Genomic DNA, 26,216 nt, shown 5'->3' with positions numbered 1-26,216 from the left:
CCCTCTACCCTACTATTCAAACGTAACTTCCACCTGTACAATTTCCGACCTACTTCCAAGTCTTAATGGTGGTCCCCAAAATCCGAATCCAGAAGAAACAATTGCGTGGAATGCACCTTTTTGTGCGTATCCCCAGTCTAATTCGTACATTCTTCTCGTTACAATATGATTCGGTGCCATTTGTCCGCGGTGCGTGTGGCCGGATAATAGTAAATCAACGCCAGCATCCGCTGCTTGTTTCAACTCAAATGGTTGGTGATCCATTGCGATAACGGGCATAGATTTATTTACCGTACTCATTAAACTTTCAAAGCTTTGGCGATCTCGCTCTGTTTTATCTCTTCTTCCAACGATATAAAAATCATCTTCAATTGTAATCACTTCATCTAACAGAATACGAATATCAATCTTATCCATCTCTTGTAAAAATTCTGGAACCGCACGTCCATAATATTCATGGTTTCCTAACACACCATATACGCCTAGTGGAGCTTTCATTTGTTTCATAATTGGTCCCATGTTTTTTTGAATGAACACACCTGGATGATCATCGATAATATCTCCTGGTAGTAAAATAATATCCGGCTCCATTTCATTTACATGGCGAACAAGCCTTTTTAAATGTGAAACACCAGATAATTTACCGAAATGCATATCGGAAGCCATCGCAATGCGTAAACTTTTACGTCCCTCTACTTTTTTCGGTATATGTACTTCATATTTTCTTACTACTGGACTATATGCATTGAATACTCCATACGCAAAGATAAAGATAAATGCAGCTAACACAGCTGCCCCTGTCCAAATAATTGCCGCTTCTTTCTCCACCCCAAACTGTAAAAGAAAGACTGTAATATTAGCAAGTGGCAATAACATAAGCGCATATTGTATAACCGCAAACCAAATCGAACCTATCGTTCGTAGGAATGGCAGGAACTTAAACACTTGCACGAGAATATACGCATATGAAATAAATCCGACTACAAAAGCGTAATATCTCCAAGATTCCCAGCCAAATACTGCATGAAGCCAAACCCAGCCGTTCCAGCCGATGTAAAGCATAAATAGTGTGTATATAATTAATATCGTAAATATATTGAGATAACGAAGATTTTTCACAACTAGCCTCCTTATTCATTTCTTCTATTATATCTTGTTATGCACGTTTAACGTAAATATTAAGCACAACCATCTTCACAATAAAAACCTCTAACCGCTAGATGCAAACCTAACAATTAGAGGTGCAATTCAACACAAAATTACTTTTACAGATTTTCATTATAGAAACTTGTTAATTTTTCAACTGCAATTTTTACTGGTTCTGGTTGGTCATATAAATCGTAATGACTCGCACCTTCTACAACAAGTAAATCTTTTTTCTCTGAAGCTGCTTTCTCATAAAGCTCATGACCATCTTTATAAGAACCGAATGCGCCTTGCTTGCTGCCGACAATAATTTGCAGCGGCTGTGTTAATAATGTATCTGCTAAATGGAACACATCAAAACCAATTACCGATTCCATGCTCGTAAAGTGTAGCTTATTTGGAGAGTTAACACTTTGACCTCTTGGTGTTGTATAATAATCTACTGCTTCTACAATATCTATATCCGTCATACCTGCCGCCTTTAATTCCTCCTGATTTTTAGGAATCCAGTTCGTAATCATCGCCTCTGCTCCGCCCGCGTGCTTCAGCAGTACGTTGCGACGCAGGTTGGTGAGTTAATGAGGAGGAATATATAACAATGCAAAAAGGAAGATTTGAAGTTCAAATCTTCCTTTTTTATTTATACAAAATCTAGTATACGTTTTAATTTATTTCTTCAGCTTATCTGTCTTCGCAATAAATTGTGCTGCTTCCGCGCGGCTTACCGCTTTATCTGGAGCCCAGCCATTATCTGTTCCAATTGAAATGTTTTCTTGGATTAAAATATTGGCATACTTTGCACCCCAATGATTGTTTAAGTCAGCAAATTCTTTTGGTAGTTTCATATTTTCATTTCTTTCTAATTTATATGCATTTACTAGCATAGAAGCCATTGATGCACGATTAATTAACCCACTTGGATTAAAGTTACCCTTCTCATCACCTTTTACAATACTTGCTTTTTCAACAGCAGCAATATATGGAGTTGCCCAATGATTTTGTGCATCACGGAATGATGGCTTTGCATCTTGCTTAATTTCTAACCCTAAAACAGTTGCTAATATTTTTGCAGCTGAGCCACGATCGATATTTTCAGCCGGAGCAAATGTACCGTCTGGCTTACCGTGTACTGCTTCTTTATCTACTAAATATTGAACTGATTCTTGTGCCCAAGCTGGTACATCTGAGAATTTAGGCTTCTGTTCAATTGCACTTGCATCTATTTCAAACTGCAGTTGATATTTATGATCATATTTAATTGCTGGAATTAATATATGCATTTGCATATTATATTTTTTCGAGAACTCACCGATTTCAAATTGAACAACTTTCGTACCGTTATTCGCTTTATCTTCGGAGATTACTTTTACATCATGGAATGTCCCTAATTTATTTGGATCTTCTACTCTAAGGTACTGAAAATAACTACTATCTTGAACTGTTAACGTAACGATTTTTTTATCACCTTGAATGGTTACTTTTGGATTTTCTAAATATGTAGACGCAACTGATGTATCATTCGTTTGATCTTTATAAGTCTTTAAAATAACATCATATGTACCATCTGCAAGTTTACTAGCTGCCTTCATTTCAATCACATCTGCTTTTGCAATTGGTGCACTGAAACCACTTAGTGGAACAGCTAAAGTTGCTGCTATAACGAATGCATTCATATATTTTTTCTTAATCATTATCAATATGACATCTCCCTTTATATAAATATACCCAACATAACCATCATATTGATAATGATTATCAATGTCAAATAAAAAATGTCATTTCCTGCACAAATACGCCTTTCGTTCATTTTTAAAAAGCAAATAATGAGCCGTATGAACTTTCCTTTCTAAATAATCGATAGAATACGAGCTTGATGGATCAACTAAATCACCTATCGCACCGGAAAGATGATCAATGACTTGCTGCAGTATTTCTAAGTTTTTCTTCTCACTTTCCGCGTTCATTTCATCCATAATGTCACAAATAAGATACTGCACTCGCCGTAAACGTAATTCCTTTTGCTCCACGTATATCTCCTCCTTATTAGTCATATTACGGTTTAAATATATGGTGCTATAGCTTAAACAATTCTAAAAAATATAAAGGCAACCACCTTCATAAAAGTGGTTGCCCCTATTTTTATACTTGCATCGCTTTCTCTTTTAACGCTCTTCTTAACAGTTTACCTGTCGTATTCTTCGGCAATTCTGTTAAAAACTCAATACTCATTGGCACTTTATATTTTGCTAAATGTAACGTGCAATAGTGCATCAGTTCTTCTTCTGTTACTTGAGCTTGTTTTAAAACAACGTAAGCTCGTACTGCTTCTCCTAAGTTTTCATCAGGAACACCGATTACGACAACTTCTGCTACAGATTCGTGTGTATATAATACTTCCTCTACTTCACGAGGGTATACGTTATAACCACCAACTAGGACGATATCTTTTTTACGATCAACGATATAGAAGTAACCTTCTTCATCCCTTTTCGCTAAGTCGCCTGTATACAGCCAGCCGTCTTTCAATGTCGCAGCTGTATCTTCTGGTGCGTTATAGTATCCTTTCATAACGTTAGGTCCGCGAACAATTAATTCACCGACTGCGCCAACAGGTACTTCTTCCCCAAGTTCGTTCACAATCTTATTTTCTACATGCCAAATATTTGTACCAATCGATCCTGGTTTGCGCGGACGATCTAGCGGGTTAAAACAAGTAACTGGTGACGCTTCTGATAAACCGTATCCTTCTGAAACAATAACGTCAAAACGTTTTTCAAAGTTTTGTAGAAGAGCAACAGGCATGGATGCACCACCTGAAATACAAAGACGAAGCGTCTTCACATCTTCTGCGCTTGCTTCTTCGAATAAATATAAATAATTGTACATCGTCGGTACACCCGCAAAAATCGTTGGTTCGTACGTACGACAAATACGGAATACTTCTTTCGGGCTAAATTTCGGTAACATTAAAATAGTCGCCCCGTTCACAATCGGTGCATTGACCGCCACTGTTAAGCAAAATACATGGAACATCGGCAATGCAGCAACGACGCGGTCATCCGCAGTATATTGTAAATACGAAGCCACATCGCTCGCATTACTATATAAATTTTTATTTGTTAACATAGCGCCTTTCGGTTTTCCAGTTGTGCCCGAAGTGTATAGAATAACCGCTACATCTTCTTCATCTAGCTCTGGGCCTTCGTAAGTTACATCTCCGGCCCCTATCATTCTCGTAAACGTTTTCATTTTTTCGGTTTCTGTATGGTTAAAATCTGATGAGGTTTCGCATATGATGATATTTTCAAGTGAAGGAAGTCTTGTTGTAAGAGATTGTATAACAGGTAGAAGGACGTCGAGTACGATAATTGTTTTTACATCTCCATTTTGTAAAATGTAATGCATTTCGTCTGCTGTATAGATTGGATTAACTGGAATAACTGTTGCTCCAGCTTTCATTGTTCCATATAAACCGACCAAAAAATGTGGTGAGTTTCCAACAACTAATGCGACATTGTCCCCTTTTCCAATGCCCATTGCTGCTAAATTGCTAGAAAACCTTGTGACCATTTTGTTTAATTGGTCATACGAGACCGACTGATCCATAAATATATAAGCCGGTTTATCCCCCTTCTTTTTCGCCGTTTCAGCCAAAGATTGAACGAGATTCACACAAACCCCACCTTTATAAAATTTAGAATATTTAAAAATTCTAAATTAATTATATTAAAAGAAAATTAAAGTGGCAAGTGATATTCCATTAACTGCATATACAACGCTCACCTCCTTTCGAATATCTTTGGAAGGATAAGGGGATTTCATTTGTTAGCAAATGATGAAACGAGTGCTAAAATCATTTCAGGATAATATGCATTCATTTTTTCTCTCAGCATTGCAAGTTCTTCTTTATTTAAGCTCGTATACTCCCCGTACAAGTTAAGAACGTCCGCTCCATCTTCATGAAAAAACAATGTAACATATAATATCAGTAATCCTTTATTGTCATCTATCGAAAAGACAAGATCCGGCGTTTTATTCACGGTACTAAAAGCTTCATTTCTTTTCCATTTCTTATTTTGAAACATAGTTTGTATATCATCTATCTTTCGTTTGTTATCCGTATGCGTAAAATATATGACATGATCCTTCGCAGGCTTTCCAATAGATAACAGTGTACGACTTGAGGACGTTTCATCGTTACAAGCTGTCATTCCGATAACGAAGCTGAGCAATACTACAACGTACATTACCCTTTTCATTTTGATTCGCCTCCTTTGGAATATATATATTCCTTTATAAGGGGCAAATGTCCTGTGATTTTATGGTGAATGAAATTATATGAGCGATTTTTAAAATATATCGACTTACCGATAAAACGCGACAATCTACGCAAAAAAAGAGGCTGCCTTTACGGCAGCCTCCCTTATTTTTAGAAGAATAAATGTAAGAAATCTTCTGTTGTAATGTTACCGAAGTAACGCGCGATATCTACGCCTTCTAAAGCTGTAGTGAATGCATCTTTATCAAATTGTACGCCTGTTAGACGCTCTTCAATGTCATGCACATCTAGTGAACCGAAGAAATCACCGTAAATTTTACATTCTGTTACTGTTCCTTTTTTCACTTCCAGACGAACGTCAACTTGTCCAACTGGGAAGCGGTGTGAATGTTGTAAGTTGAACTTCGGAGATTTTCCATAGTTCCAATCCCAATTTTGGTAACGTTCTTCTGAAAGCTTATGGATCTCTTTCCAATCATGTTCTGTTAATTCGTACGTTGGAATTTCTGTTTCCCCTTCGAAAATTGTTTCTAAAAGAAGTTGTCTAAACTCTTCTGTCGTCATTTTTTCATTTAAGAACTCTGTAATGTTCGCAACGCGGCTACGGATTGATTTAATACCTTTTGATTGAATTTTATCCATTTTTACTTTTAACGCTGATACGACGTGATCGATTTCAGAGTCAAATAGTAACGTACCGTGACTGAACATACGACCCTTCGTTGAGAACTGCGCGTTACCTGAAATTTTTCTACCTTCAGCTAAAATGTCGTTACGACCACTTAGTTCTGCATTTACACCTAATTTACCAAGCGCTTTCGTTACAGGCTCTGTGAACTTTTTGAAGTTACTGAAACTGTCTCCATCATCTTTCGTAATAAAGCTGAAGTTTAAGTTTCCTAAATCATGATATACTGCGCCTCCGCCTGATAGACGACGAACGACATGAATACCCTTTTCTTTTACATAATCAGCATTAATTTCTTCTACTGTGTTTTGGTTTTTACCAATGATAATCGAAGGTTCGTTAATGTAGAACAGTAAATACGTTTCGTTAATATCTAAATTCTTCACACAATATTCTTCAATTGCTAAGTTTATTCTAGGATCTGTAATTCCTTTATTATCAATAAATAACATCATATCACCTCATGAGTTCCATACGTAGCCACTATGCGCTAGCGTAATATGGCCACTGAAAATTTGTTTTGCTTCTGTTACTAAATCAGATGTGTTGCCTGTATGCGGTAAGTGCGTTAATAAAAGTTCTTTTACATTCGCATCTTTTGCAATACTTGCTACTTCTGTACTATTCATATGCCCTGCTTTTGCAGCCTCTTGATGTGCATACATATTACACTCACAAATGAAAAGATCAGCATCTTTCGTGAATGGAATAAACTCAGGAATATAACTGGAATCCGCGCTGTATACTACGATATCACTATCCGCTGTAATACGCATCGCAAAGCATGTAACAGGATGAACAGTTTTTAAGAATGAAATCGAGAACGGTCCAACTTGAAGTGTTTCTTCTGGATTGTATGCGATTCCTTTCGTATGCGGTTCATGCGTTAAAGAATGGAATCCATTCTCATCAAACGTATGACCGTATATTGGTAACTCCGGTAGTTGTCCTTTTGTCGCACTCGTAATCAATCTCGCGTATTGCAATACCCCAATGTCTGCAACATGATCGTGATGATAATGCGAAAGTACAACTGCATCTATATCAGATGGTGTTATATATTTTTGAATCTGTGCTAGTACACCACTACCACAGTCTACAAGTAAACGAAAACCATCGTGTTCAAACAAATACCCCGACGTTGCTTCTCCCGCTTCTGGAAAGCCGCCCCAAAAGCCGACAACAGTCATTTTCATATGTATCCATCCTTTCTAAAACCGAGTAGGAATGCATGTTTTACTTACATCCTACATTGTTAACTATAATCCATTTCCTAAACTTTTTCATTAATTTTCAATTTTGTTATAAAACAGTTGTTGACTTTTGTTTTTTGTACTAATACAATGATAGTAAGAAATGGAAATGGAGGGATTGACATGATCGATCAACCAATGGAGTTCTTCAGAAATTTACCGACGAAAACTTGTGCGCACTGCGGGAAAGAAATTGATGAGCAGCACGAAGCATACCATAACAAATGTGATGACTGCGTCCACGAAGAATAGTAGTTTGTGAACAGAAAAAAACCTAGCAGACATAGTCTACTAGGCTAATAACATCGTATCCTTCATCGTTGAACCTTTCACCAAGAGCTCCAGTTCAAACTCATACAATTCTTTTTTTCGATAATTTTTCGTATGGATTTTATCCATCATCAGGTCGACAACTTTTCGGGCCATCTCATCGATTGGCTGTTCAATTGTCGTAATGCCTGGCTCTGTAATCTGTGATAAAATTTGATTATCAAAACCGATAACAGCGAGATCATCTGGAATACTCCAGTCATGGCGTTTAGCCTCTGAGATAATTCCAGCTGCTACCTCATCGCCTCCTGCCAAAATCGCGGTAGGATTTTTTTTGTCTTTTAATACTTCATGGAATATTCGTTTTCCATCCTCCCAAGAGAAAGCGTTTTCAAGAAAATCGATCGCTTCTACTTGGCGGCTCTTCTCTGTTATGGCACGTAAAAAGCCCATTTTTCGCTGTTGACTAACCACTTTGGTTTCGTTACCACGACAAAAAATAAGATTACGATATCCTTGTTCTAACACATGCTTAGCAGCTATGTATGCTCCTTGTGCATGATCAAACTTCACTGTTGGAACATTTGCTTCCTCAATATATTCATTACATAACACGATTGGACCGTGCTGTAAGTATGGCTCTACATCTTCCCACGGATTTTCTAGTGAACATAGAATAATCCCATCTACTTGTTTCGTAGATAATAATTGTAAATACTCCATCTCTTTTTCCGGTAAATATCTTGTTTGACAAATAATCAGTTTATATTTATGTTCAGAAGCAGCAATCTCGATTGCTTCGATAAATCTACTGAAGAAAGGATTGGTAATCCTTGGAACTAGCACCGCAATTGTTTCCGTCTTTTGTTTACGAAGCCTTCTCGCCGCAGAATTAGGAACGAAGCCTAAATGCTTCATTGCTAATTGAACCCTTTTTTTCTTCTCATCTGAAACATATGGATGATTATTAATCACCCTAGAAACCGTTGTCCTTGATAACCCCGCTAATTTCGCCACGTCCTCTATAGTCGACACGAAATTCTCCCCCTTTGCATGAAAACGTTTTCTTAAATTGATTATATAGTATATTATTGGAAACTGCAATATGGGTTGTTATGATTTTACTATATTAATATTATACATAGGGAAAAGTATGTTAATTGGCGGGGAATTTATATTAGTTTTAGAAGTTTACAGGAGGCATAAAAAAAGATGTACATACCATTACGTATACACATCAACTTATTAATACGTCCTTTATAAAATCAAATTTTAATCAATATAAAGCCCCATCAATACGTCATCTCCATAAGATCCATCTTCATATTTAATTTGATTCCTTTGTCTTCCTTCTTCTACAAATCCCATACGTTTATACACCTTAATCGCCCTATCATTAATAGAAACTACGCCTAAGCAAATTTTCTCTAACCCTTCCTGCCCTTTAACCCAACGAATAAGAAATTCAATTAGTTTTGTACCAATGCCTTGATTACAGTACGCCTCTTTAATTCCCATTCCCATTGTGCCTGCATGTCGTAAGCGGTCTAATTCATATCGATTGAAAATTAAAAAACCAACGACTTTTTTATCTACTTCATAAACTATGTAAAGATTACCTTTTTCATTGCTTTTCCGTATCTTTTCTTTTTCTGCATCAATCTCATTTGGTACATTATTTGGAGATACTATAAAAAACTTTGTAGTAGTTTCCGATAATATAATTTCTTTTCTAATATCCATAACTGATTCTGCATCAACCTCTTTTGCTAATCGTATCACCGAATCACCTCTTACTTTTTTCTTTAAAAAATAATATTCAAACTATCAAACGCTCAATATGCAATATTACATATTGAGCATCTTTTCACTTTTGATACAATATTCTTATATCTATGTAAAAGGAATGTATACAATGAATCCAATTTTAACCACTGCAGAACAACTATTACATAAAGAAGAAACAATTTTATCCACTTTAAATTGTTCACTTACTGGCTATATGATTACGTATAATGTTCCGTATCCAGGCATGCTACTTACTACTAATAGAAGACTTCTCTTTTTGAGCCAAGATAAGAACACATTAATTGCCGAATTTGATTATGAAAAAATTCTATCCATAGAAACGAAGAGACGAATCTTTGATAAAAAAATAATATTTTACTATGAAGATGAATATATAACACTGGGATACATTACAAGTTCAAATATTGAAGAATTCATAGACTTACTACGCAGGAAATGCAAGACTAGCACAAACTCATAATCAGTGGGGATCCCCCTGCTGATTCATTATTTTAACTCCTCCCACTTCGTCCACACTTCTCTCCCGTTTATATAGTACATATTATCCTCTCGATCCATAAACCCGTGTACAATAAACTCACGTCTAATCGTACAAAAATCATCATGATATTGTTTTATGAATATATTAATTTCTTTTTCCGTATATTGATTTTCAGCATTTAATTTGCTAATTAAATGCTCTAACAATACTAACTTTTTCTTCTTTTGACCTGGAATTGATTTTAGGCGGTCCTCTTTATCGAAAAAATTACGAATAGTTGTATCTCTAAATTTGATTTCATTTCCGTTCATTTTGTTATCCTCCATCGGTTTTTAAATAATACAACTTTATTGTTTGTCCTTATTATTTTTCTTTATTCTTTCACTTATAACAGCCATAAGGTAATACCCGCTAATTAACACATAGTAGAATAGCAGTATTCCTAATGTATCTTTTATACTTGTATATTCCTCTTTGTGAAATAAAATAGGTGAAAGGGTGAAAACAAGAAAGAAGATTAGTGGATATAAGATAAAATAATAAGTGGGATTTCCTTTCATCATATCAACTCCTCTATTCTATGTTTCTCTGTAAATTGTTGTAATTCCTTTTCTTTCGTTTAGACTGCAATCAGAAATTAAAAGCAAGAGCTCCAGAGACAAATTGATTGAGTACCTAGAATAGCTGAATTAGCATTAAAAAGAATAGGCATGGAATTAAGAACTAAAATAAAAAAAGCACCGAAAAGGTGCTTTTTTCTACGCTTCAACCGATTGATTTTCAGCAATATTTCTAAATTGTCTTTTGTGCATCCAAGTTAAGGATGCAATTGTTCCAAGTGATAATACCACGATGAAAATCATGAGTATTCCTATGTTTTGCCACATGAAGTTAAAGTCTCCACTCGATACGACTGCTTTCAATCCTGATACAGAGTATGTCATAGGTAACCAAGCATTGAATGGTTGTAAAAACTTCGGAATCAATTCTAGCGGGAATGTTCCAGCACTTGTTGTAAGCTGAATAATTAATGTGATGATAGCGATGAAACGCCCTGCATCACCGAATGCTGTTACTAAACATTGAATTAATGCGATAAACGCTAAACTTGTAACGATGCTAAAGAGTATGAAATACGGAATACTTTGTACTTCTACACCTAATCCGAATAGTAATATAATATCTGCTACTATCGCTTGAATAATACCGACTGATAGTAACACACCGAACTTACTAATAAACCAGCTAAATCCTGATTTTGGAACGCCCACTGTATCACGTAATGGATATACGATTGATAGTAGTAATGCCCCAACAAATAAACCGAGTGATAAGAAATACGGTGTAAATCCAGTTCCGTAGTTAGGAACTTCCGCCATTTTCTCCGTCTTCACTTTTACAGGACTTGCAAACATATCGTACGTTTTATCGGTTCCTTTTACTTCACCCGTTTTCTCTGCCCCCTCGCCAAGTTTCTCAGCAAGTTCACCTGAACCTTCGTTTACTTTTACGAGGCCATCTGTTACTTTTCCTGATCCGTCTGCCAGTTTATTTACTCCATCGATTAGCTGTGTTGAGCCGATTGACAATGTACTTAATCCTGTTGTTACTTGACCGGAGCCACTAGCTAATTGATTTACTCCACCTGCCATTTGATTTGCTCCTACAGATAATGTACCTAAACCGCCTGTTACTTGGCTTGAACCATCTGCTAATTGATTTATTCCGCCTGCCATTTGGTTTGCTCCTGCAGATAATGCACCTAAACCGCCTGTTACTTGGCTCGAACCATCTGCTAATTGATTTACTCCACCTGCCATTTGATTTGCTCCTGCAGATAAAGTTCCTAAACCGCCTGTTACTTTACCTGAGCCATCTGCTAATTGATTTATCGCATCAATTAATTGACTGGATTCATTTTTAAATTTATTTGCGCCTTCTTTTGCTGCATTTAATTTCTTACCAAACTCTTGGGAACTTTCAACAAAACCTTTTTGCACACCGACTAATTGCTCAATACTATCTGTTAAAGAGGCCATTTTTTCTGTGCTCGGTAGCTTGTTTTGTGAATCACTTGTTTTTTGATCTATTTCACCTTTTAATTGTTTTACTTCTTCATTTAATTTATTTGTTCCACCTGCTACTCCGGCAGCTTTTTGCTGAACTGTCGCTGTACTTTTTACAGCACTTGTTATGAATGGTTGTAACTGTTCTTGATATTCTTTCGGTAAACTCTCAATTTGCTTTTGTAAATTCACTACATCTTGCGCTGCATTTTTTGCATCTTCTGCTGTTGATTGCGTAAGCTCATTTAACTGCTTTACATTCCCCCCAGCTCCATCTATTTTCTCATTTACTGTATTCAATATAGAAGGGCCTTTCGACTGCATTTCCTTTAAATCTGCAGCAGAATTTTTTACTGTACGATTTAAATCTTCCAAACCCTTTTCAACTTTTTGAGAAGCTCCCTCTAATTTGCTTTGCCCCCCAACCAGTTGTTCCATACCATTTGATAGATCCGTTGTCCCTGTTTTTAATTCACCGGATTTACTTACTAATGTATTTAAACCTGCTGTTACCTTCTCGGACCCGTCTTGTAATTTCCCTATACCTGCCTGCATCTCACCTGTTTTACCATTTAAAGTATTTAAACCTGCTGTTACTTTCTGAGACCCCTCCTGTAATTTCCCTATACCTGTCTGCATCTCATTTGTTTTACTATTTAACGTATTTAAACCGTTCGTTACTTTTCCGGAACCATCTACTAATTTTCCGATACCTATTTGCATATCACCTGTTTTGCTGTTTAACGTATTTAAACCATTCGTTACTTTCCCAGATCCATCTGCTAGTTTCCCAACTCCATCCTTCATCTCTCCAGACTTCCCTTGAAGTGTATGAAGGCCATCCGTCACTTTATTCGAACCATCATGCAGCTCACTTGATCCGTCGTGTAGTTTATTTGCTCCTTCCGCCCCATCTGCTAATCCTTTTGAGACGTCTTGAATGGAATCAAACATTTTCTCTGCATATGTTTTCGTTAACGTACTTGCTACTTCACCTTTAATTTTTTCAATCGCTGTTCCACCAATTTGTGAAGATAAGAAGTTCAAACTTTCGTTTGGAATGTATTCTAAGTTTAATGGCTTTGGATCATCTTTTAATAACGTTGTAGCGTTGCTTGAGAAGTTATCTGGAATGCGTACTAACATGTAATACTTTCTACCTTCCATTCCTTTTTTCGCTTCTTTTTCACTTACAAATTCCCATTTAAAACTTGTATTATCTTTTAAATTATCAACGAGCCCTTTTCCGACCTCAATTGGTTTCCCATCAAATACTGCACCTTTATCTAAATTGACTACCGCCACTGGTAAGTCATCTAACTGTTTATACGGATCCCAGAAGGCCCATAAAAACATACCTGCATATAAAATTGGCACGAATAAAACCGCGATAATTGGAATTAATATTTTTTTACTTTTTATAATCTCAGTAAACTCTTTACGAAGTAACTGATTCCATTTCATCATTTCTACCCCTTTCCGAATGACCGAATTGTTCATTTGGTCATTTCCACCCAAATAAAAAGGCTATACCTATTCATACATATGCCTTATCCCCGAATTTATACTATGCAACTGTTTCTTACTATGAAGTGAATATTTCTATTATCCCTCCTAAAATAAATATATGACCACTTTGTTCAATTGGTCACTTTTTATAATAATAAAAGGATTATCTTAGTTTGACAATCCTTTTAATAAATAAAGTTCAAATAATTCTGCGATTTTTTCTTTTTCTAACGGTTCATGATTTTTTTCCCAATCAAAAATAAGCGATACGTATAAGCGAAGCATAATAAATGCTGTAATTTCTGGATCACATTTGCTAATTTCACCTTTTTCAATCGCAATCTTTAAATACGATTGAATGACAGAAACGATTTCCACATCTACTTGTTGCATCACTTCTTGTACTTCTTTCGTTCCCATATCACGCTCTTCTTGAATTAATTTAATCATGAGCTGATGTTCTTTTCTGAATTCTAATATGCTATATAATGCTCTATGTACATTTTCAAAAAATGAAACATCTGAACGAATTGCATTTTCTGCAACTTGCTTCATTTCTGTAATTAAATTAGAAATAATTTCACCAAATAGCTCTTCTTTATTTTTGAAAAAAGTATAAATCGTTCCTTTTCCTACATTCGCTAATTTCGCTACTTGATCCATCGTTGTTGCTTTATAACCGAACGCTGAAAAAGACTTTGTTGCAGCTTCAATAATAGAACGTTTTCGATCTATCGCCACATCGTCACCTCCAAAAATGACCAATTGGATAATATAGTCAATTAGTACATCTTTGATATTACCACACGCTTACATTCTAGACAAGTTCTCTTTTTTATTATTTCCAGTATAAAAAAATTCCAGTCAGTGTATACCATACTGTCCATAGTTTATCAGAAGAAAAGAGAAAAAGAAAAGGTGTTCTTAAGATATACAACTAAACCTTACTTACCAACAACAAATTTCCCTTTTTTCAAATAATCAAATAAAAAAACAAGAAAATCCTTACATTTAATAGTAATATAGAAAATAGACAAGTTTATCAAAATAGTGGAGGCTTTTTCAGTCATGATGCGTGCGCTTCGTTTAAATATAAAGCAAGCTTTTTGTAGTCGTATTTCTTTAATTATGATGCTTAGTGGATTCGTTCTTATTTGCATTTATCACTATTATTATGTAATTCGTTATTTAGGAGACGCAGCGAATGGTCCTATATCAACAGATATAAAATGGATTGGGTTTCGCGACAATGAAATGGATGTTTATTTATTATTAATGCCAGTTATTGCGAGTTTCCCCTTTAGTACAAGTTACAATTCGGATAAGTCAGATGGTTTTAAACCGTTTGTGAGTAAGGGGATTTCTATATTTCCTTATTCAGTAACAAAATATATCGTTACGTTTTTTTGCGGGGGATTTCTTTATACGCTTCCATTCATCTTATCGTTATTATTTTGCAAATTAACCATTCCAGACGGAACACCTACGGCTGGTTCAGGCATCATAAATGATGATGGAATGTTCGCAAACATATATTTAGATGCGCCTCTCACTTACATTACCGTATATATCGGAATTAATTTTTTATTTGCAGGTTTAATGGCCCTTTTAGGACTTGCTGCATCTGTATGGTCACAAAAGGACTATATGGCAATTCTCTTTCCATTTGCAGTTGCCTCCATTCCGTACGTCCTGCTAAATACAATACTTCCTTCAATAGGCGGAGCACCTATTCATTTATATGATCCGAAACAACCATTGCAAGGCATGTCACCGTACATTTTAACGATGCAATGTGCTTTCTTCCTTCTCGTTAGCTTATTCATGTATATACAAGGAGTAAAGCGGGATAGAAAAAAATATAGAAGAAGACTGCAAAAAAGAGATCGGTGTAGAAAAGCGTTTCAAGCCATTTCAGACTAAATCATTGAACGAATAAGAGCGTAATTCCCTAAGTTAGCTTAGAGAATTACGCTCTTATTATCATTACTCATATAATCATCCTCCCTTTTACGGTGTACCTGCCAATCCCCATAAGATAACGAACATCACAAAATAAATCGCTTTAATACCTACCACTGAACATAATAAAATAATTGCATATTTACTTAGTTCTCCTCTTGCACCTATTAAAGTAAAAATCACTGCCAAACTAAATGTTATATAAGAAGCTGCTGTATTGATTAAGTTGTACGTGATATCCAAATTTTGAGTAAGTCCTGTTACCTCAGCTATAAATTGAAGCATGACAATCGTACTAAAAAAAATTGCAAGCTGGTTCATTACTTTTCCATTTAGTCGTGCTTGCATCGTTAACCCCTTTCAGAAAACTGAATATTTAATTAATTTTAACATGATTTTGCAGAAAAAGCTTACCTCTATGGAATCTAGAGCAATTATTTATATTCTTTGTTCAAAATAAAATGATTGCTGCTATTGACAATGGAAACTTAAAATTCATCATCGAAAACAAACGCTAGATAACTAGAGTGTAACCACCCTAATTTTTTACAATATTGTAAAATTACTATTAACAAGTTATGTTTTATATAAGGATTAACATGAATCGTTCATATTAGCTCAGAAAGGGGATTTTTCATTATGCAACCTAAAACCCACACTTGGAAAAGTTACACGTTTTTAACCTTTAGCTTGTTAAGTACCATGCTAATGTTTTTACTTGTTCCTGCCTTAGACCGACTTGGTCCCAATACAGTTACTCCTATAACATACTCTATTTTAGGTGGCACCATTGTATCAATCGTAATGGCCATTATTTCATTTAATAGCCCTTCTGAAAAGAAAGTATTACCTATTATAACTTTAGTGATTAGCCTTATGAACATATTACTTATTAGTGCCGTTCTCTTATTTGGATACCTTTTTACTAGATAAGCACAAAAGAACGCTTAGTTACCTAAGCGTTCTCCCTGATTTAAGAAGCTTTCTTCAAATCAATTTGAGCAAGTACTGGGTCGTGGTCACTTACACGTCCATGTTCTTTCATAATGTTTGAGTTTAAGTGTACTGGGTCTACAATTGTGTGTGGTGCGATGTTGTTTGTTACTAAAATATGATCTAACACTTGTGCATTTCCTTCATGGATGTACGTGTAACGATTTTCTTTCGGCACTGTGTTTAACATATTCTTTAAGTTTGTTCCTTCTAATGTTTTTAGTGGTTTAGCAAACTCAAAATCGTTCATATCTCCTAACACAACAACTGGTGCATTCGTGTTCTTTTTCTGAATATCTTGTACGAAATTGTTTACTTCTTGTGCTAATTGAACTCGTTTTTCTTCACTCTTTAATACGAGCGGCTGTACTTTTCCAAATGGCGTTGCATCTCCTATTTTTGAGTTTAAGTGATTTGCAACGACAACAACATTTTGTCCTTGGAACGTAAATTCTGCTGCAAGCGGTTTACGTGTACTTTCAAATAATGGGTTTTCGTCTCCAATGCGAACAACATTTTTATTAAGTAACTTCGGTACTGCTGCTAATTTCACGCGTGATGGGTTGTAGAAGAAACCGACGCGAATATTCGCTCCTGGCGCTCCCCCGTCTAGATTATTGTGCGGCGCAATTTCTACATACTCATACTTTGGCCCGCGAATTTCTAGAACTGCATCAATGATACGTTTTGCGCTTAAAGAAGCATCTGTTGTACCGTCATTAATCGTTCCGTTATTATCTTGCATTTCCTCTACACCGATAATATCTGGCATTTTTAAATTGTATTTAATAGAATACGCTAGCGCTTTTACTTTTTCATCTGTTGTTTCTTTTTTATTCGCCGAGAAGTTTTCAATATTATATGTAGCAACTGTTAACTTATCAAGACGCGGCTGAATATTCGCCCCTACTTGCTTAAATCCACCGTCCACTACAGATGGTAATTCCGTTATTGGCGAAATGCGGAACGAACCGTAATCATATCCGACTACTCCTGTTATATCTCCTGTGAAAGTATCTCCTACTTTTGCTACATAATCACGAGGTACTTTTACAGAAAGACGTTCTGGGTTTAATTGATTTTCATCTAATACAGGTGTGCCATATTTCGTTACGACTTTATTCCCACCATTTTTCACTGTTACATATAAATTCCCGTTTTTCTGAGGCGCAATAATTTTCGGCGTTGGCATCGTAACGCGCATACCTTCTACACTTTCATAAAAGTCGATTGCATCTTCATTTGGATCAAATAAACCGAATGCATCATTATCAATAATTTGATCAGGGATTTTTACACCGTTTTCTCCAAGTACAATCGGTGCTGGTAAAGGTTGATCTTTTGCGATTACAGCAACGCGGCTCGCTTTAATTTCCGTCGTCGTTAAGTCTGTGTCAAATCTTTCTGCATATCCAGGCCCAACATATTCTTCTACTTCTCCATCAACTTGAATAAGATCTCCTACCGCTACATTCGCATCTTTTTTGTATACGTACATACCTTCTGAAGTAGCTGGATCATCATCTGGCTGGTTATCTTCGATATAAAAACCGTTTTTATCAAGCGCTGTTACAACGCCTTCCACATTGTATACTTTCTTCCCTTTGTAAGGAGAAATATGTGATTTTCCTTGAATATCATGAATACGAACTGGTTCATTGTTTACTATAATAAATGAAAATGTTGAAATCGCTGAAGAAGTAAGCCCTTCTTTCTCTGCAATTGCTTTAATTACACTATTTTCATTCACTACAATTTGTCCGTTATAACGAACGCTTTTATTTGTAGGATTAGAGCCATCTAACGTATAGTAGATTGTTGCTCCTTCTGTATTCGTTGTTAACGTTACCGCTGTGCCTTTCACAATTTCTCCGCCACCAGGCGAAGCTACTACATCGCTAACACGGTTTTGTCCTTCCCCTTGAAACTTATGAGCTGTTACCGATTTTAAACCTGGGCTACTAAAGTATAATTCAAGCGTGCCTGTTAAACTAACTGTCTTACCGATATTTTCAGGATGATCTTTCACGTTTACTGCCGCTCTCACATCGCCTTTTGGCAACTGAACAGGCATAATTTTGTCTGGATTCGTTTCATTTGGCGAATCCGCAATTGCTACGTTTGTATCATCAAACTTAGCCGGATCTTTCGTGTATTTAGAAGGACTTTGCGTATATCCGACAATATATCCTTCCACTACCCCCTTCGTTTTCCCTTGCTGCTTAAATACTTGAATTGCTTTTTCTACTGACATAGAAGTAGTTTCTTCTGCTTGTACTATAGTTCCAGTAAATGAAAGCAATAGTATGAATGATAAAAATACACTTAACAATTTCTTCACAGCCATTTTCCTCTCCCTATTTCATATTTTCTCAGCATGTCTATCATATCAAATGATTCGTTATATAGAATGCTATTTCGACAAGTTTTACAAAAAATTTATTTAATTTACAAGCTTTCAAACTATAATACAAAATAATAATTTTACACCTTCTACAAATGCACTCTATAATGTTAGAGAGAGAAAACAGAAAATATCGAAATTTCATTGGCATGTAAAATGGATTCATTTGAATAGGAGTGATTGGATGGAAATGCAAACAGAAACATACCGCGCAGCTATGAATGGAACATTAGAACGTCATTTTTCAGATATGATTGCCGTTATACCAACTAGAATTACAATTGAGCAGTTAAAACAGCGGCTAGAAACGATCGCTACTAAAGTTGATGAGTTGAAAATTGTTTATAGTGATGAGACAAGCCTTATTGTTGAGTTACATATGGATGAAACAATCATACCTTATGAACTGCATATTGATGAGGCCAATGAACCAGAAGAATATAAAATGTACAATAGACAAGATTCTACAATCGTAGATCGTCATTTTGAAGATGCGGCTTTCGGTACTGAAATTTTCACTCGCACACTATTTGTAGGCGATGTGCTGGACTGCTTTTTCCAGCAGTTACAGTTTTTATGGAGCCTCGCCCCAGATTTATTATTTGTGATTGATTCAAGTGCCGCAATGAAAGTGATATCTAGAAGCTATATTGAATATCACGTTGAAAATGAATTATTACCTGACATTCCTGACTTGTACGTTATTCATTCTGTTTATGAAGACGATAAAGAAGGCGAGCCTACGCAATATTGGTTTCATACACATGGCCTTTTAAGAGCAGGCGTAACAGAAATAGAATTAATTATTCCAAATCGTATTTCTTCCTACTACGGCATTGGCGATCTTTTTCAAACATTTGCTAATAATGCCGTTGAGAACGGACAAGTCCCTATGAATGAGCCTATCGTTATCGCGCATAGTCAGCAAGGTTCTATACATACAGTAGCTGTTCCGTGGGAAAAAGGTTTATCTTATATTGGGCATAAAACGAGTATGGATCAATTATCTTCAATTGAGGATGAAGAAGTGAAACTACAGCCTATTGATGCACAAAACACATTCTTAGGCGGGATGGATGACCGAGATGAATACCATCAATCTCCATCCGTTCTTTTATTCAAATGTAATACTTCAGAAGAATATATTGAAAGCTTTTTCCAAGAACACGAGGAAGCTACAGGGCTCATGTTCTATAAAACAAATAGTGAAACCGATCGTATGGCTTACAATGCGAAGAATACTTTCGGATATTTCAGCAACATTTTTCACATTGAACAATCGAATGAAGATTTTCGTTTCCTCGCTAAGTTTGGTGTCTCTTACGAAGAAGGAAAAAGTGAACATATGTGGTTTGAAATGCAAAACATTACAGAAGACTTCATTCAAGGAATACTCATTAACGAACCATATTTTATAAAAGATATGAGTGAAGGAAAGAGTTATCATTTAGATTTTGACAACTTAACAGAGTGGGTTATTTATGCAGGAGATGCCGTTATAAAGCCAAATAACTTATATATGTTTATTGGTGAATAAGTAACAAAACGCCTTCAATGTGATTGAAGGCGTTTCTCTTTATTGTGCAATTAATTCCGTATTCATTACTTTCTCCAAATGAGATAATACACGCTTTGCAGCCCTCTCACCTTGATCAATACAGTCCGGAAGACCAGAACCAGCGTAAGAACTACCTGCCAAGTATATACCTGGCAACTCTTTTTCCATAAATGTTGTGAGTTTCTTCATTCGCTCGTTATGGCCTACTGTATATTGGGGCATTGCTTCTTTCCAGCGGCTTACGACTGTAAACTCTGGATCCTCTGTAATATCCATCGTCTTTCGTAAGTCTTCTAGTACGAGCTGAACGAGTTCCTCTTCTGTTTGTTCTACAACTGCTTCATCACCAGGGCGTCCAACGTAACAACGAAGTAGCATTTTTCCTTCTGGTGTTGTATGTGGCCATTTTTTATGTGTCCACGTACATGCTGTAATTGTGTAATCACTATTTCGAGATACGACAAACCCTGTGCCATCAATATCGCGCTGAATGGCTGATTTCGGGAAAGCCATTGCTACATTCGCAACTGATGTGGACGGAATATTGCGGAAGAAACGAAATTGCTTGTACTGCGCAAACATAGATGGCAATACTTTATGTGATGTTGCCACTACGACCGCGTCTGCTTCTATTTCTTTTCCGTTACTAAGAGTAATCGTATAACCATCACCAAGTTTTGCAAGTTTTGCAATTTTTTCAATACGAGTACCTTTTATTATCGTACCTTCATGCATCTTCATTTCGAGAGATTCTACGATAGATTCTAAACCTGTTTTCACTGTTTGGAAGATTCCTTTTTTCGGTTCAGATATCTCTTTTTTCGGAGCAAGCGTACGCATGCCAAGTGAAATACTGCGATGTTTCTGCTCAATTTGATACATTTGCGGGAATGTTGACATTAAGCTCATTTCATCAATATCTCCTGCATAAATACCTGATAGTAATGGCTCGATTAAATTTTCAACCACTTCGTTGCCGAGGCGATGCCTGAAAAAATGCCCAAGTGATTGGTCAGATACTGGCTTTGATCTCGGCATTAACAGATCAAAACCAGCTCTTAGTTTACCAATTGGGGAGAACAGCCCGGAAAATAGAAACGGTGTAATTTGCGTTGGAATTCCCATCATTGATCCGATCGGCATTTTATGTAACCGATTGTTTACGAGGATAAATGATTGACCGGCCTTATTATTTACAAGTTCATCGCCAAGACCTAATTCTCGTGCTAATCTAGCTGCACTTTCTTTTCTTGCTAAGAAAGAATCCGGACCTCGTTCAATTGTAAATCCATCTTTTCGAACGGTTTGAATTTTCCCGCCAAGTTTACCCGATGCTTCTATCAGTAATGTATCGATCGGCAAGTTGTTGTCACAAATATCTTTTTGTAAGTTATACATTGTTGTTAATCCTGTGATGCCACCGCCGATGATTACAACTTTTTTCCTCAAGCATGCTCCCCCTTTCTTTTTACATTACAGATTCTTTTTTCTTTAATACAACATCTGTTAAGCAATCAATAAATGCGTCCGATGCATTTGGCATTTCTGGACGATAATATTTCGCGCCAATTTCATCTGTTACAACTTTACACTCAAAGTCGTTGTCATATAAAACTTCTAAATGTTCCGCAACAAATCCAACTGGTGCGTATACGAATGAAGTATAACCGTACTTTTCATTTAATTCTCTCGTTAAATCTTGTACATCTGGACCTATCCAAGGGTCTGGTGTGTTTCCTGCACTTTGCCAACCTACTGCATAGTTTGCTACTTCAGCACCTCTTGCAATATAATCAGCTGTTTCATTTAATTGATCTGGATATGGGTCGCCAAGTGCGATAATTTTTTCTGGTAAACTATGTGCAGATACGATTAATACTGCTTTTTCACGCTCTGCTTCTGACATACCGTTATATATACCTTTCACTGCATCAACCCAGTACTGAATGAATTTCGGCTCTTTATACCAGCTATCAATGCCGTGAATTGTTAAGTTACCAAGTTTCTCAGCTTCTTCTTGTGCTCGTCCTACATACGACTTCACGCTAAATGTAGAATAATGCGGCGCAAGAACAAGTGCGATTGCATCTTGTATACCGTCGTTATGCATATCTTTCACTGCGTCTTCAATGAACGGTTCAATATGTTTTAAGCCAAGATACATATGGTACTCTACTTCATCTTGTACTTCATTTAAATGCTGTTCTAACTTTTTAGCTTGCTCTAATGTAATAGTAGCTAAAGGAGAAATACCACCAATTGCACGGTAACGCTCTGTTAAATCTTCTAGCATTTCAGGACTTGGCTTTCTTCCTCTACGAATATGTGTATAGTAACGTTCAATATCTTCTTCTTTATATGGCGTTCCGTATGCCATTACAAGCAAACCAATTTTCTTTTTCATACAGCAATGCTCCTTTACTTCGCTAACTGCCCTTTAGAGTATTCATGAATAAATGTAGTTAAACGTTTTAATGTATCTGGATTTACTTCTGGGAATACACCGTGACCTAAGTTAAAGATATAACCTGGTTGCTTCATCCCTTGATCTAAAATACCTTTTACATGTTCTTCAATAACAGACCATGGCGCAAGTAAGAATGAAGGATCCATATTACCTTGTACCGCCTTATGAACGCCGCGTGCACGTGCCTCTTCGATCGGTAAGCGCCAATCTAATCCTACTACATCAAGCGGTAAGTCGTGCCATTCATTTACTAAATGTGCAGCTCCTACGCCGTGCATAATCATTGGAACACCCATCGTACGAACTTCTGCAAAAATACGCTCCATTGCTGGTTTAATAAATACGCGGTAATCCGCTACGTTTACTGTTCCAACCCAAGAATCGAAAATTTGAACTGCTTTTGCTCCTGCGTTAATTTGCGCTTTTAAATATGTAATAACCATATCTGCTAGCTTATCCATTAATGCGAACCAAGCTTTCGGCTCTGCATACATGAACGCTTTTGTATTATGGTAGTTACGAGATGGACCGCCTTCAATCATATAGCTTGCTAATGTAAATGGAGCTCCTGAAAAACCGATTAACGGTACGTCTAGCATTTCTGTCGTTAATAAACGAATCGTATCTAATATGTACGGTACGTCATCTTCTGGATTGATTTCCCCTAGTTTTTCTACGTCTTGTAAAGAACGGATTGGATTATCAATAACTGGGCCAATACCCGATTTAATTTCTACATCCACACCAATTGCAGGTAGTGGTGACATAATATCTTTATACAGAATTGCTGCGTCTACGTTATATTGATCAACTGGCAACTTTGTAACGTAAGCACATAACTCTGGATTGTGTGTAATTTCAAATAAAGAATACTTTTCTTTTATCTTTCTATATTCCGGCTGCGAACGACCTGCCTGACGCATATACCATGCTGGTACATAATCAGTACGTTCCCCCCTACATGCTTTTAAAAATGTCTCATTTATAGTTCTTACCAAGACCCTTGCTCCCTTCCTTACCAATGCTTCGAATACGTTCGATATTTATCTTTTTTTACTATACAGCTTGTAAAAACAAAATGCATAATATTATGTACGTTGTTCATTAAATTGACACAAACATTCTTAAAAACGCTTACCATTTTCACAACATTCTTATTATAACACAGAGAAAAACTATGGTTTAGCTACTTTTGATTTTTCTCCCTCGCGATTCGTTTGTGTGTTATATGGCACAACGTAAAAACTCGGTTTTGAAAAGATGTTAACAAATTTTTCTTCATATTCTCCTGCACCATTTACTGTTCCTACAAGCGTATGGACTCCGTTTTCCACTCTATAAATGCGATACATAATTCTATCATCTGGAAGTGGTGTCCAGCTTAATTTCGCTTTAAATAAACCGAAAGGGCTAAACGCTAATTTCATTTTTACATCTTCAATCTTGCGCAGACGAATCGGAGCACCAATTGTTTCCACACCTTCTGGCTTCATAAACTGCTCTTTCTGTTCTACATTTGCCTTCGTTAAAATTTTCTTAAACAATTTCGTTGCTGACGCACTTTCTCCTTGCAGCTGATGCTCTTTATCCGTACGGTCATAACCAATCCAAACAGCGCCTACTAAATTTGGCGTATAGCCAACGAACCACATATCTCTAGCTCCATTATCGTCATTTGGTAAGGAAGTTGTGCCTGTTTTCCCAGCTAATGCACCGCTATATGTACCTGCTTTCGCTGTCCCTTCCTTCACAACTCCTTCTAACATTTTCGTCATATACCATGCCGTTTGTTTCGAGAAAATTTTCGTTTCTACTTTTGGCGATTCTCCAATGACTGCGCCGTGTCTATTTAACACTTTATCAATCACGTGTGGCTCAATAATAGCGCCATTTGCTAAAAATGCACGATACATTTTCACAAGGTCAAATGTTGAAACACCATTTTTCAATCCGCCAAGCGCTGTACTTAAACCAGCATCAGTAATATGAACATTGCCTTTCTCTAAATATTGCTTGCCTTCTTCTACTCCTAACTCATTTAATAAAGAAACTGCCGGTACGTTTGCTGATTCTAAAATTGCATCGTACATCGTCATTTCTTTCGTATATTGACGATTGTAATTGCGGGGTTCATAACCTTCAAAAGAAGTTCTTTCATTCTTTAATAAAGAATACGGATTATACTTTTTCGTTTCGAGTGCTGGTGCATAGACGATAAGTGGTTTTAGCACAGAACCAGGTTGTCTTTTTGCGAAAACACGATTAAAGCCCCTCGGGACGTACTTTCTTCCGCCAATCGCCGCTTTAATTCCGCCCGTACGATTATCCATTAATAAAAAAGCACCTTGCGCCCCCTCTTCTTTACCAGGGAAATTCTTTGCATCTTGAAACTGGTTATATGCTACCTTTTGAATCTTTTCATCCATTGGTACGACAAACGTATATCCTCCCCGAAGTACTTCTTGATGAGACAATCCGTATATACGTGCGGCTTCATCTATGACCATATCAACATACGGCATATATGCGAGCTCATTTTCGTCTAAGTTTTTATATAGTGCAATTGTCTTTCCTTGATAACGTACGCTATCTTCGGCAGTCAAATAACCTTGTTTATGCATAAGTGACAATACGAGATCACGGCGCTCCTTACTTTTCTCTGGAGAGAAATAAGGTGAATACCCGTTTGGCGACTTCGGAAGACCTGCAAGCATTGCTCCTTCTTCTACTGTTAAATCCTCTACATTTTTATTAAAATACAACTTTGCTGCTGCTTGAATACCGTAAGCCCCATGACCAAAATAAATATGATTCATATACATTTCAAGAATTTGTTGCTTCGTATATTTTTGCTCTAATTGAAGAGAGATTGCGACTTCCTTCAATTTACGCGTAACTGTTTTTTCACGAGTTAAAAAGACGTTTTTCGCGAGTTGCTGCGTAATCGTACTACCGCCTTCGATCTTCTCTCCAGCTAACGTATCTTTATAAAGAGCACGGAATATAGACGGATAATCAATTCCTTGATGCTCATAAAAACGAGAATCCTCTACCGCAACAAACGCCTGCTGCACGTATTTTGGAATTTGCTCGATTGGTACGAGGTCTCTATTTTCTACGTATAATTTCGTAATTTCTTTCCCTTTCTGGTCAACGATACGTGATGAAGAGTGGAAAACGAGCTGCTTTTCATCCATCATATAGCCACCAGCTAACACGATAAGTTTATAAAGTACAATCGCTAATACGAGCGTTGCTAACCCACCTAATAAAGTCCACTTTACTTTCTTCATACATCGGCCTTCTTTCCAAATGATGGTACATTTATTAT

At 36.5% G+C, this 26,216-nt stretch carries 24 protein-coding genes and 1 pseudogene; 5 read left to right on the top strand and 20 right to left on the bottom strand.

All coding sequences use genetic code 11. The features are described from left to right. Positions 1–12 precede the first annotated feature (12 nt). The 8 genes and pseudogenes from KI369_RS03960 to KI369_RS03925 form a co-directional block, all read right to left on the bottom strand. Positions 13–1,119 carry a metallophosphoesterase gene (locus KI369_RS03960; protein ID WP_212955089.1) on the bottom strand — a complete coding sequence of 369 codons (1,107 nt, stop codon included), beginning with the start codon at positions 1,117–1,119 and terminating at the stop codon, positions 13–15. A 146-nt stretch (positions 1,120–1,265) separates the two neighbouring features. Beyond that, positions 1,266–1,685 (bottom strand): annotated as a pseudogene (locus tag KI369_RS29425) (alpha/beta hydrolase); the annotation flags it as partial. Positions 1,686–1,814: 129 nt separating this feature from the next. Continuing rightward, positions 1,815–2,837, bottom strand: coding sequence for an S-layer homology domain-containing protein (locus tag KI369_RS03950; RefSeq protein ID WP_212955098.1), 1,023 nt, complete (start codon positions 2,835–2,837; stop codon positions 1,815–1,817). A gap of 84 nt (positions 2,838–2,921) precedes the next feature. Beyond that, a complete protein-coding gene (locus tag KI369_RS03945) occupies positions 2,922–3,173 on the bottom strand; it encodes a hypothetical protein (protein WP_000435468.1) in 252 nt (83 codons plus the stop codon). Between the two features lie 112 nt (positions 3,174–3,285). After that, positions 3,286–4,818: a fatty acid--CoA ligase family protein gene (locus KI369_RS03940; protein ID WP_212955088.1), complete on the bottom strand. Its 1,533-nt coding sequence runs from the start codon at positions 4,816–4,818 to the stop codon at positions 3,286–3,288. A gap of 146 nt (positions 4,819–4,964) precedes the next feature. Continuing rightward, on the bottom strand, positions 4,965–5,405 hold the full coding sequence (locus tag KI369_RS03935; RefSeq protein WP_212955087.1) for a hypothetical protein: 441 nt from the start codon (positions 5,403–5,405) through the stop codon (positions 4,965–4,967). A 170-nt stretch (positions 5,406–5,575) separates the two neighbouring features. Next, the gene (gene lplA / locus KI369_RS03930) at positions 5,576–6,565 is read right to left on the bottom strand and encodes a lipoate--protein ligase (protein ID WP_212955086.1); all 990 of its coding nucleotides are present in this window, start codon (positions 6,563–6,565) and stop codon (positions 5,576–5,578) included. A gap of 9 nt (positions 6,566–6,574) precedes the next feature. After that, a complete protein-coding gene (locus KI369_RS03925) occupies positions 6,575–7,309 on the bottom strand; it encodes an MBL fold metallo-hydrolase (protein WP_212955085.1) in 735 nt (244 codons plus the stop codon). Positions 7,310–7,489: 180 nt separating this feature from the next. Here KI369_RS03925 and yhfH point away from each other — a divergent pair, with 180 nt between their 5' ends. Beyond that, on the top strand, positions 7,490–7,618 hold the full coding sequence (gene yhfH, locus KI369_RS03920; protein WP_000567010.1) for a protein YhfH: 129 nt from the start codon (positions 7,490–7,492) through the stop codon (positions 7,616–7,618). Between the two features lie 39 nt (positions 7,619–7,657). On the opposite strand, the gene KI369_RS03915 is transcribed toward yhfH, so the two are convergent. Continuing rightward, on the bottom strand, positions 7,658–8,671 hold the full coding sequence (locus tag KI369_RS03915; RefSeq protein WP_000103726.1) for a LacI family DNA-binding transcriptional regulator: 1,014 nt from the start codon (positions 8,669–8,671) through the stop codon (positions 7,658–7,660). 237 nt (positions 8,672–8,908) lie between these two features. Beyond that, positions 8,909–9,418, bottom strand: coding sequence for a GNAT family N-acetyltransferase (locus KI369_RS03910; RefSeq protein WP_212955084.1), 510 nt, complete (start codon positions 9,416–9,418; stop codon positions 8,909–8,911). A 133-nt stretch (positions 9,419–9,551) separates the two neighbouring features. On the opposite strand from KI369_RS03910, the gene KI369_RS03905 reads away from it, so the two are divergent. Then, positions 9,552–9,905: a PH domain-containing protein gene (locus KI369_RS03905; RefSeq protein WP_212955083.1), complete on the top strand. Its 354-nt coding sequence runs from the start codon at positions 9,552–9,554 to the stop codon at positions 9,903–9,905. Positions 9,906–9,931: 26 nt separating this feature from the next. Here the strand turns inward: KI369_RS03905 and KI369_RS03900 are convergent, their stop codons facing one another. From KI369_RS03900 to KI369_RS03890, 4 genes are all read right to left on the bottom strand, one after another. After that, the gene (locus KI369_RS03900; RefSeq protein WP_212955082.1) at positions 9,932–10,237 is read right to left on the bottom strand and encodes a DUF2087 domain-containing protein; all 306 of its coding nucleotides are present in this window, start codon (positions 10,235–10,237) and stop codon (positions 9,932–9,934) included. Positions 10,238–10,273: 36 nt separating this feature from the next. Continuing rightward, positions 10,274–10,489: a hypothetical protein gene (locus tag KI369_RS29420; protein WP_238484902.1), complete on the bottom strand. Its 216-nt coding sequence runs from the start codon at positions 10,487–10,489 to the stop codon at positions 10,274–10,276. Between the two features lie 195 nt (positions 10,490–10,684). Beyond that, on the bottom strand, positions 10,685–13,456 hold the full coding sequence (locus KI369_RS03895) for a YhgE/Pip domain-containing protein (protein WP_212955081.1): 2,772 nt from the start codon (positions 13,454–13,456) through the stop codon (positions 10,685–10,687). A 213-nt stretch (positions 13,457–13,669) separates the two neighbouring features. Next, on the bottom strand, positions 13,670–14,242 hold the full coding sequence (locus KI369_RS03890) for a TetR/AcrR family transcriptional regulator (protein WP_000963378.1): 573 nt from the start codon (positions 14,240–14,242) through the stop codon (positions 13,670–13,672). 327 nt (positions 14,243–14,569) lie between these two features. Between KI369_RS03890 and KI369_RS03885 the strand changes: the two genes are divergently transcribed. Continuing rightward, positions 14,570–15,424 carry a hypothetical protein gene (locus KI369_RS03885; RefSeq protein WP_212955080.1) on the top strand — a complete coding sequence of 285 codons (855 nt, stop codon included), beginning with the start codon at positions 14,570–14,572 and terminating at the stop codon, positions 15,422–15,424. 87 nt (positions 15,425–15,511) lie between these two features. On the opposite strand, the gene KI369_RS03880 is transcribed toward KI369_RS03885, so the two are convergent. Further along, a complete protein-coding gene (locus KI369_RS03880; RefSeq protein WP_212955079.1) occupies positions 15,512–15,811 on the bottom strand; it encodes a hypothetical protein in 300 nt (99 codons plus the stop codon). A gap of 291 nt (positions 15,812–16,102) precedes the next feature. Here KI369_RS03880 and KI369_RS03875 point away from each other — a divergent pair, with 291 nt between their 5' ends. Next, complete coding sequence (locus tag KI369_RS03875; RefSeq protein WP_212955078.1) at positions 16,103–16,396, top strand: hypothetical protein; 294 nt, start codon at positions 16,103–16,105, stop codon at positions 16,394–16,396. 40 nt (positions 16,397–16,436) lie between these two features. Here KI369_RS03875 and KI369_RS03870 read toward each other — a convergent pair whose 3' ends face one another. Beyond that, positions 16,437–18,803, bottom strand: coding sequence for a DUF6359 domain-containing protein (locus tag KI369_RS03870; RefSeq protein ID WP_212955077.1), 2,367 nt, complete (start codon positions 18,801–18,803; stop codon positions 16,437–16,439). Between the two features lie 241 nt (positions 18,804–19,044). Between KI369_RS03870 and KI369_RS03865 the strand changes: the two genes are divergently transcribed. Beyond that, on the top strand, positions 19,045–20,397 hold the full coding sequence (locus KI369_RS03865; protein ID WP_212955076.1) for a DUF4026 domain-containing protein: 1,353 nt from the start codon (positions 19,045–19,047) through the stop codon (positions 20,395–20,397). 39 nt (positions 20,398–20,436) lie between these two features. On the opposite strand, the gene hemY is transcribed toward KI369_RS03865, so the two are convergent. From hemY to KI369_RS03845, 4 genes are all read right to left on the bottom strand, one after another. Beyond that, entirely contained in the window at positions 20,437–21,867 is a 1,431-nt protein-coding gene (gene hemY, locus KI369_RS03860; RefSeq protein ID WP_212955075.1) for a protoporphyrinogen oxidase, read from the bottom strand. Between the two features lie 19 nt (positions 21,868–21,886). Beyond that, positions 21,887–22,822 carry a ferrochelatase gene (gene hemH / locus KI369_RS03855; RefSeq protein WP_212955074.1) on the bottom strand — a complete coding sequence of 312 codons (936 nt, stop codon included), beginning with the start codon at positions 22,820–22,822 and terminating at the stop codon, positions 21,887–21,889. 14 nt (positions 22,823–22,836) lie between these two features. Further along, positions 22,837–23,883, bottom strand: coding sequence for a uroporphyrinogen decarboxylase (gene hemE, locus KI369_RS03850; RefSeq protein WP_000252614.1), 1,047 nt, complete (start codon positions 23,881–23,883; stop codon positions 22,837–22,839). 177 nt (positions 23,884–24,060) lie between these two features. Next, positions 24,061–26,178 (bottom strand): transglycosylase domain-containing protein, encoded by a 2,118-nt coding sequence (locus tag KI369_RS03845; protein ID WP_212955073.1) that lies wholly within the window; start codon positions 26,176–26,178, stop codon positions 24,061–24,063. Between the last annotated feature and the right edge of the window lie 38 nt (positions 26,179–26,216).

It is taken from the genome of Bacillus sanguinis, assembly GCF_018332475.1.
GTDB classification, from domain to species: Bacteria; Bacillota; Bacilli; order Bacillales; family Bacillaceae_G; genus Bacillus_A; species Bacillus_A sanguinis.
This window is presented reverse-complemented; position numbering and strand designations above follow the sequence as displayed.

What these genes read in the sequence shown, in the direction of transcription:
- KI369_RS03950 (WP_212955098.1), bottom strand. Translation starts at nt 2,837, where the DNA reads ATGATTAAGAAAAAATATATGAATGCATTCGTTATAGCAGCAACTTTA.
- KI369_RS03935 (WP_212955087.1), bottom strand. Translation starts at nt 5,405, where the DNA reads ATGAAAAGGGTAATGTACGTTGTAGTATTGCTCAGCTTCGTTATCGGA.
- lplA (WP_212955086.1), bottom strand. Translation starts at nt 6,565, where the DNA reads ATGTTATTTATTGATAATAAAGGAATTACAGATCCTAGAATAAACTTA.
- KI369_RS03925 (WP_212955085.1), bottom strand. Translation starts at nt 7,309, where the DNA reads ATGAAAATGACTGTTGTCGGCTTTTGGGGCGGCTTTCCAGAAGCGGGA.
- yhfH (WP_000567010.1), top strand. Translation starts at nt 7,490, where the DNA reads ATGATCGATCAACCAATGGAGTTCTTCAGAAATTTACCGACGAAAACT.
- KI369_RS03905 (WP_212955083.1), top strand. Translation starts at nt 9,552, where the DNA reads ATGAATCCAATTTTAACCACTGCAGAACAACTATTACATAAAGAAGAA.
- KI369_RS03900 (WP_212955082.1), bottom strand. Translation starts at nt 10,237, where the DNA reads ATGAACGGAAATGAAATCAAATTTAGAGATACAACTATTCGTAATTTT.
- KI369_RS29420 (WP_238484902.1), bottom strand. Translation starts at nt 10,489, where the DNA reads ATGATGAAAGGAAATCCCACTTATTATTTTATCTTATATCCACTAATC.
- KI369_RS03895 (WP_212955081.1), bottom strand. Translation starts at nt 13,456, where the DNA reads ATGAAATGGAATCAGTTACTTCGTAAAGAGTTTACTGAGATTATAAAA.
- KI369_RS03885 (WP_212955080.1), top strand. Translation starts at nt 14,570, where the DNA reads ATGATGCGTGCGCTTCGTTTAAATATAAAGCAAGCTTTTTGTAGTCGT.
- KI369_RS03880 (WP_212955079.1), bottom strand. Translation starts at nt 15,811, where the DNA reads ATGCAAGCACGACTAAATGGAAAAGTAATGAACCAGCTTGCAATTTTT.
- KI369_RS03875 (WP_212955078.1), top strand. Translation starts at nt 16,103, where the DNA reads ATGCAACCTAAAACCCACACTTGGAAAAGTTACACGTTTTTAACCTTT.
- KI369_RS03870 (WP_212955077.1), bottom strand. Translation starts at nt 18,803, where the DNA reads ATGGCTGTGAAGAAATTGTTAAGTGTATTTTTATCATTCATACTATTG.
- KI369_RS03865 (WP_212955076.1), top strand. Translation starts at nt 19,045, where the DNA reads ATGGAAATGCAAACAGAAACATACCGCGCAGCTATGAATGGAACATTA.
- hemH (WP_212955074.1), bottom strand. Translation starts at nt 22,822, where the DNA reads ATGAAAAAGAAAATTGGTTTGCTTGTAATGGCATACGGAACGCCATAT.
- KI369_RS03845 (WP_212955073.1), bottom strand. Translation starts at nt 26,178, where the DNA reads ATGAAGAAAGTAAAGTGGACTTTATTAGGTGGGTTAGCAACGCTCGTA.